General features: G+C 66.2%; 4 protein-coding genes. All 4 read left to right on the top strand.

The features are described 5' to 3' along the window. Positions 1-837: choice-of-anchor U domain-containing protein (locus tag VTU_RS29260; protein ID WP_010108598.1), on the top strand; the 837-nt coding region annotated here is incomplete at its 5' end. Between the two features lie 603 nt (positions 838-1,440). Further along, on the top strand, positions 1,441-1,620 hold the full coding sequence (locus tag VTU_RS0121400; RefSeq protein WP_010108597.1) for a hypothetical protein: 180 nt from the start codon (positions 1,441-1,443) through the stop codon (positions 1,618-1,620). Between the two features lie 242 nt (positions 1,621-1,862). After that, positions 1,863-5,207: an Ig-like domain-containing protein gene (locus VTU_RS30895; protein WP_010108596.1), complete on the top strand. Its 3,345-nt coding sequence runs from the start codon at positions 1,863-1,865 to the stop codon at positions 5,205-5,207. A gap of 138 nt (positions 5,208-5,345) precedes the next feature. Continuing rightward, a partial coding sequence (locus tag VTU_RS29250; RefSeq protein ID WP_010108595.1) for a hypothetical protein occupies positions 5,346-5,826 on the top strand: 481 nt, incomplete at its 3' end.

Below are 5,826 nucleotides of genomic sequence, written 5' to 3'. Positions count from 1 at the left end.
TACGCCGACCCCACGACCGACGACGACGCCAACGCCATACAGGACACCGCAGGCAACGACGCGGCCACTTTCGCAGCCATGGCGGTGGACAACCGCACACCCGCGCCACAGGGTCAAACTCCGTCGGCCTCGTCAGCCCCCTCGACCCTCTCAACCCTCTCGGCCCCGGCAGGCCCGACGGACAGGAGCACCCAGGACAGCAACGGCATTCCCGGCAGCGCCAAGGACCAGACCCCCGGCATCTCCAGCCCCGCTGGCACAGCCCCCGTGGCCGGCGACGGCAACGGAGACGGCATCCAGGACAACACGCAAGCAGCAGTGCATTCGACCCGCCTCGTGCTCAGCAGCCCCACCGGAGCAAGCCAGCCCGCAGACACGACCAGCACCCCCGTGACCCTGGTAGCCGGCAGCCAGGACGGCAAGCTGGACCCGGACAACAGCGGCGCACGCATCACCCGCCTGGCGCAAGAGGACGCACCCGCCGAGTTGCCCCAGGGAATGGAGACACCCCTTGGACTCCTCAGCTTCGAGGCAACGCTGGCCACGGGCCGCAGCAGCCAGACCTTCAGCCTGTATCTGGACCCGGCGCTGGGCGTGAACGGCTACTGGACCAGGGACAGCGCCGGCAACTGGGTCAATCTGAGCAGCGCGCCCTACGGCGGCAAGATGGCGAACGAAGGCGGGCGGTTGCGGCTGGACTTCGAGATCAGCGATGGCGGGCCGTTCGACGCCGACGGCCGGGCCAACGGCGCCCTCACCGCGCCCGGCGCCGCAGCGCAGATGCCCTTGTCCCTCGTGGGGCAGGCGCCGGACGCGGCGGGCGGCCTCTGGTTCTGACGGGGCAGCGCAGCAGGGCTTGGGCAGCGGCTTGCCAAGCCGGCCGCGTTCCGGCATGCAGACCAGCCCCCCGGCGCCAAACGATCCCGCTCGAGCCGGCGACAAGCCAACAGCAGTTGCTCAGAGAACCCGCGCGATACGGGGAATGGCTTCGGGCAACGCCAATCCCTGCGCGCCCCCCGCTCACGCTCAGCCAGCCTGACGCGCCCGCACAAACCAGGGTTTGCACGGTCTGAAAAATTCGCGTTTATTTCACGTGAAAAGGGCGGCCGGCACGAGGCAAGCAAGCTACCCGACACGTAGGCGCGGCCACCGCGAAGGGCCCGGCGATTGGCCGCAGCAGGCTGCTGGCCGCGCCAAAGGGGGTGGGCAAGAGCACCGTTTGCGCCCTGTTCTGCGCAGGCATCGAACAGTAGCGCACGGGAAGCGCGACGGGACAGACAAAAAAATGAACGGATAAATCGTCAGCATGTGTTTAAACATGTTTAAATATGCTTCCGTTTTGTTACATACCCGTTGCCACTCCGGTTGGCGCCGGACCCGTCACAGCGGCTGCTCCGAATCCGCAACTGCGCATCAACCATCAACCACTTAAGGGAAACCATGAGCATCGCCCCCATCAAAGTCAGAGTTTGGGCCGACAACTACAAGATCGCCGACGGCGGGCCGTTCGACGCCGACGGCCAGGCCAACGGCGGCATCACCGCGCCCGGCGCCGCAGCGCGCATGCCCTTGTCCCTCATGGGGCAGACGCCGGATGCGGCGGGCGACCTCTGGTTCTGACGCTACAGCACCACAGGACTTGGCACAGCGGCTGCCCAACCCAAGCCCACAGCCCCCCGACCGCCGAACGCTCCCGATCGAGCCCCGAGCACAGAGGCCGCACCGGGTCCACAACCACACAACAACCACTTGAAAGAAAACACCATGACTACTCCGCCGTTACCTCCGTCAGAATTTGGGCCGAGGCACTCCGTTCCCAGGACGGCTCATACACACTGTTCACGGGGTCCCCATCGACCAAGGTGCATTTCTATTTCAACGAAGGGCCGCTGGAGTCGAGTTTCAGCCTCTCCGACTGCACGATCCCGAGCGACACCCGCTGGACCACCGAATTGACCAGAGACCCCGACGATGCCAGGCACTACTGGGTCGGGCTGGAGGCGCTGGAAGGTGTGGAGTATGGCGGCGGTCGCCTCACCCTGGACCTTGCCGACGTCACGGATCACGACGGCAATGCGGTGGAATCGAACTCGGAGAGTTACTTCATTTCCGACGAATTTTTCACCGTCGACACCGTCCCCCCCAAACTTGCGCGCATCACGATCGACAGCCCCTGCATCAGAGTCGGGGAAGGCACCCAGGTCTGGTTCTATTTCAGCGAAAACGTCACCGAAGCAAGCGTCAAGGCAGCCCTCGACCTCTCCCAAGCCCATGGCACGCTGAGCGACCCCCGCAGCCTCTACGGCAACGGCGTCTGGGTCGCCTTCTTCACCCCCACAGCGGACACGGAAAACACCAAAGATTGCAAGATCGGCCTGGACATCTCCCAGGTGCAAGACCTGCAGGGCAACACGGGACAGACCGACGCAAGCGGCGGCGGTCCCGTCTACAGCAACAGCTACGCCGTGAACACTCTGCACCCCTTGCTGGCCGCGGATGCCATCACGTACAGCGAGAGCATATTGACGCGTGACACGATGTCCATGACCGTCACCGTCACCTTCTCCGATCCCGTCACGGGCTTGGGAATCACAAGCCTGCGGGAGCCCGTGGGGGGGAACATCGGGGAAAAGGGCACGCTGTCCCCCCTGGTCGCCAGCACCCCCGACGCCGACGGCTACAGCGCCGTCTGGACCGCCATATTGACGGCCCCGCGGGACAAGAACGCGAATAACTCGGAGAACAACAAAATCACCGTGAGCCTCGACGGCGTGACCGATCGCGATGGCTACCAGGCCGCAGGCACGGTGGAATCGAGCAACACCTACGCCATCGACGTCAAATGGCCCACCATCGTGACCACGATGAGCGACACGAATCTGGGCATCGGGGAAGTCGCTACGATCACCCTGCGCTTCTCCGAAAAAGTCACCGGCCTCACCCTCGACGACTTCGCGAACGGCCAGTACGACCAGGTCCCCCCCACTCTGAGCGACTTGGTCAGCAGCGATGGCGGCCAGACCTGGACCTTCAAACTGACCCCGGCGGACCTCAGCGACCGCGGGAGCCCGGTGAACATCTCCCGCTCGATCTTCCTGCCCCGGGGCAGCGTGGCGGACGCGGCGGGCAACTCGGGTCCGGTGGACGACGAATACATTCCCGACTACACCGTTGACCACTCCCGGCCTGTCCTGGCTTCGTCGCGCATCGCCTACGCGTCCGAAGAAACCGACAGCACCCTCGACGCCGGCGAAACCGCCACCGTCACCTTCGTCTTCTCCGAAGCGGTGACGGGCTTCGACACCCACTGCGTGACGGCCTACACCGACGACGCGGGCAGCGCCACGATGATCCACCCGGACGCTGCCGGCGGCATGCTGTCGAACCCGGTCTCCACCGACGGCGGCATCACCTGGACCGCCACACTCACGGCCCCGACGGCCAGCACCACGATCACCGACGTCGGGCTGGACGTGGACATGGGCTGCGTCACCGACGCCTCGGAGAACAAGGGCGAGGGAACGGCATCCAGCGACTTCCGCTACACCGTCGACACCACCGTCTCCGGCACACGCCCCAGCGCCACCATTGCGCTCGCCGACAGCGCGCTCACCGCCGGCGAGACCACCACCGTCACCATCGCCTTCAGCGAGCGCGTCAACGGCTTTGACGCCACCGACGTGGACCTCACGAATGCCAACGGCACGCTCGGCACGCTGAGCACCACCGACGACATCACCTGGACCGCCCCCTTCACGCCCACGGCTGGCTTCGAGGGCGCGACCAACACCATCCGCCTGAACCTGACCGGCGTGACCAATGACACGGGCCGCACGGGCGCAGGCACCGCCGCCAGTCCCAACTACGCCATCAGTACCATCGAACGGCCCACCGCGACCATCACGCTGGCCGATACCAGCCTGGCCATTGGCGAGACCACGACCGTCACCTTTGCCTTTAGCAAAGCCGTCCCCGAATTCACGCGCAACGACGTCGATCTCTACGACGCCAACGGCACATTGGGCGACCCCACGACGAACGACAACGGCAGAACCTGGACGGCCACCTTCACGCCCACGGCCAATGTCGAGAACGAAACCAACACCATCAGCGTCAACCTGGCCGGCGTGACCAACCCCGCAGGCCGCGCCAGCACCGTCCACGCGGATAGCCCCAACTACCGGGTCGACACCCGGGCCCCGGTGTTCTACCGGGCCATGGTGAACAGCGCCCGGTTGACGCTCGGCTGCGCCGAAGGAATCGGTCTGGACGCGACCCATATCCCGCCCGCCACGGCTTTTGCGGTGCACGTCGATGGCGTGCCCACCGCCGTCACCGCCGTCCGGGTGCAAGCGCAGGACAATATCGTCAGCTTGACGCTGGCCACCGCTGTCACCAACGGCCAGGCGGTGACCGTCGCCTACACCGCCCCCACGACCGACGACGATGCCAACGCCATACAGGACACGGCCGGCAACGACGCGGCCAGTTTCTCCGCCATGCCGGCGTACAACCGCACCCCCGCGCCACAGGGTCCGGCCTCGTCGGCCCGGTCGGCTCCGTTGACCCCCTCGGACCCGACGCACAAGAACGCGGACAGCGATGGCCTTCCCGGCAGCGCTGGCGCAGCCCCCGTGGCCGGCGACGGCAACGGAGACGGCACCCCGGACGGCACGCAGGCCGCGGTGGCATCGACCTGCCTCGTGCTCAGCAGTCCCACCGGAGCAAGCCAGCCCGCAGACGCGGCCAACAGCACCCCCGTGACCCTGGTGGCCGGCAGCCTGGACGGCAAGCTGGACCCGGACAGCAGCGGCGCACGCATCACCCGCCTGGAGCAAGAAGACGCCCCCGCCGAATTGCCCCAGGGGATGGAGACGCCCCTCGGGCTGCTCCGCTTCGAGGCAACGCTGGCCCCGGGCCACAGCAGCGAGGCGTTCAGCCTGTACGTAGACCCGGCGCTGGGCGTGGGCGGCTACTGGGCCCGGGACAGCACCGGCACCTGGGTCAACCTGAGCAGCGCACCCTACGGCGGCCAGGTGGTGCACGAGGGCGGGCAGCTGCGGCTGGACTTCGAGATCGCCGACGGCGGGCCGTTCGACGCCGACGGCCAGGCCAACGGCGCCATCACCGCACCCGGCGCCGCAGCGCGCATGCCCTTGTCCCTCATGGGGCAGACGCCGGATGCGGCGGGCGACCTCTGGTTCTGACGGTGCCGCGCAGCAGGGTCTGGCACAGCAGCTGCCCAAGCCTATCCGCCCCGGCAATGTGAGGTCACCGGGGCTGCTCCGAATCCGCAACTGCGCATCAACCATCAACCATCAACCATCAACCGCTGAAGAAAAACCATGACCATCGCCCCCATCAAAGTCAGAGTTTGGGCCGACACCTACACCTTCGAGTCCGACGGGGAGGAAAGGACCGTCTTGCATCTCCAGCTCGACGACTGGCCGGAGTGGTCGATCTACATGCTCCCCGACGACCACAGCTTCGGCTACAACACGCCCCTGGAACCCATCTGCTGGCTTTATGACAGTTCCGATAAGCTCCGGGGTTACGCGCAGCTCGAGCGGGCCCCCCACAACGAGCACCTCTGGCTCTCACTGAGTGTGGGGGACGGCGCGACGCAATGGCACAGCGACTCCGTGGACCTTGGCAGGATGATCGCCCCCGATGGGGGCTGGAGAAACATGGGGGACATGTTTTTCGATATGTTGCCCACCGACACCGTCAGGCCCAAGCCTCGCAGCATCACGATCGACGACGAACACCTCCAAGTCGACGAAACCGCCACCGTCACCTTTGTTTTTAGCGAGAAAGTCGCCAACT

Origin of the sequence: Verminephrobacter aporrectodeae subsp. tuberculatae At4, from assembly GCF_000193225.1 — a bacterium.
GTDB classification, from domain to species: Bacteria; Pseudomonadota; Gammaproteobacteria; order Burkholderiales; family Burkholderiaceae_C; genus Acidovorax; species Acidovorax aporrectodeae.
This window is presented reverse-complemented; position numbering and strand designations above follow the sequence as displayed.

Bases quoted from the DNA above. Each gene is read 5' to 3' on its own strand.
- VTU_RS0121400 (WP_010108597.1), top strand. From the start codon at position 1,441: ATGAGCATCGCCCCCATCAAAGTCAGAGTTTGGGCCGACAACTACAAG.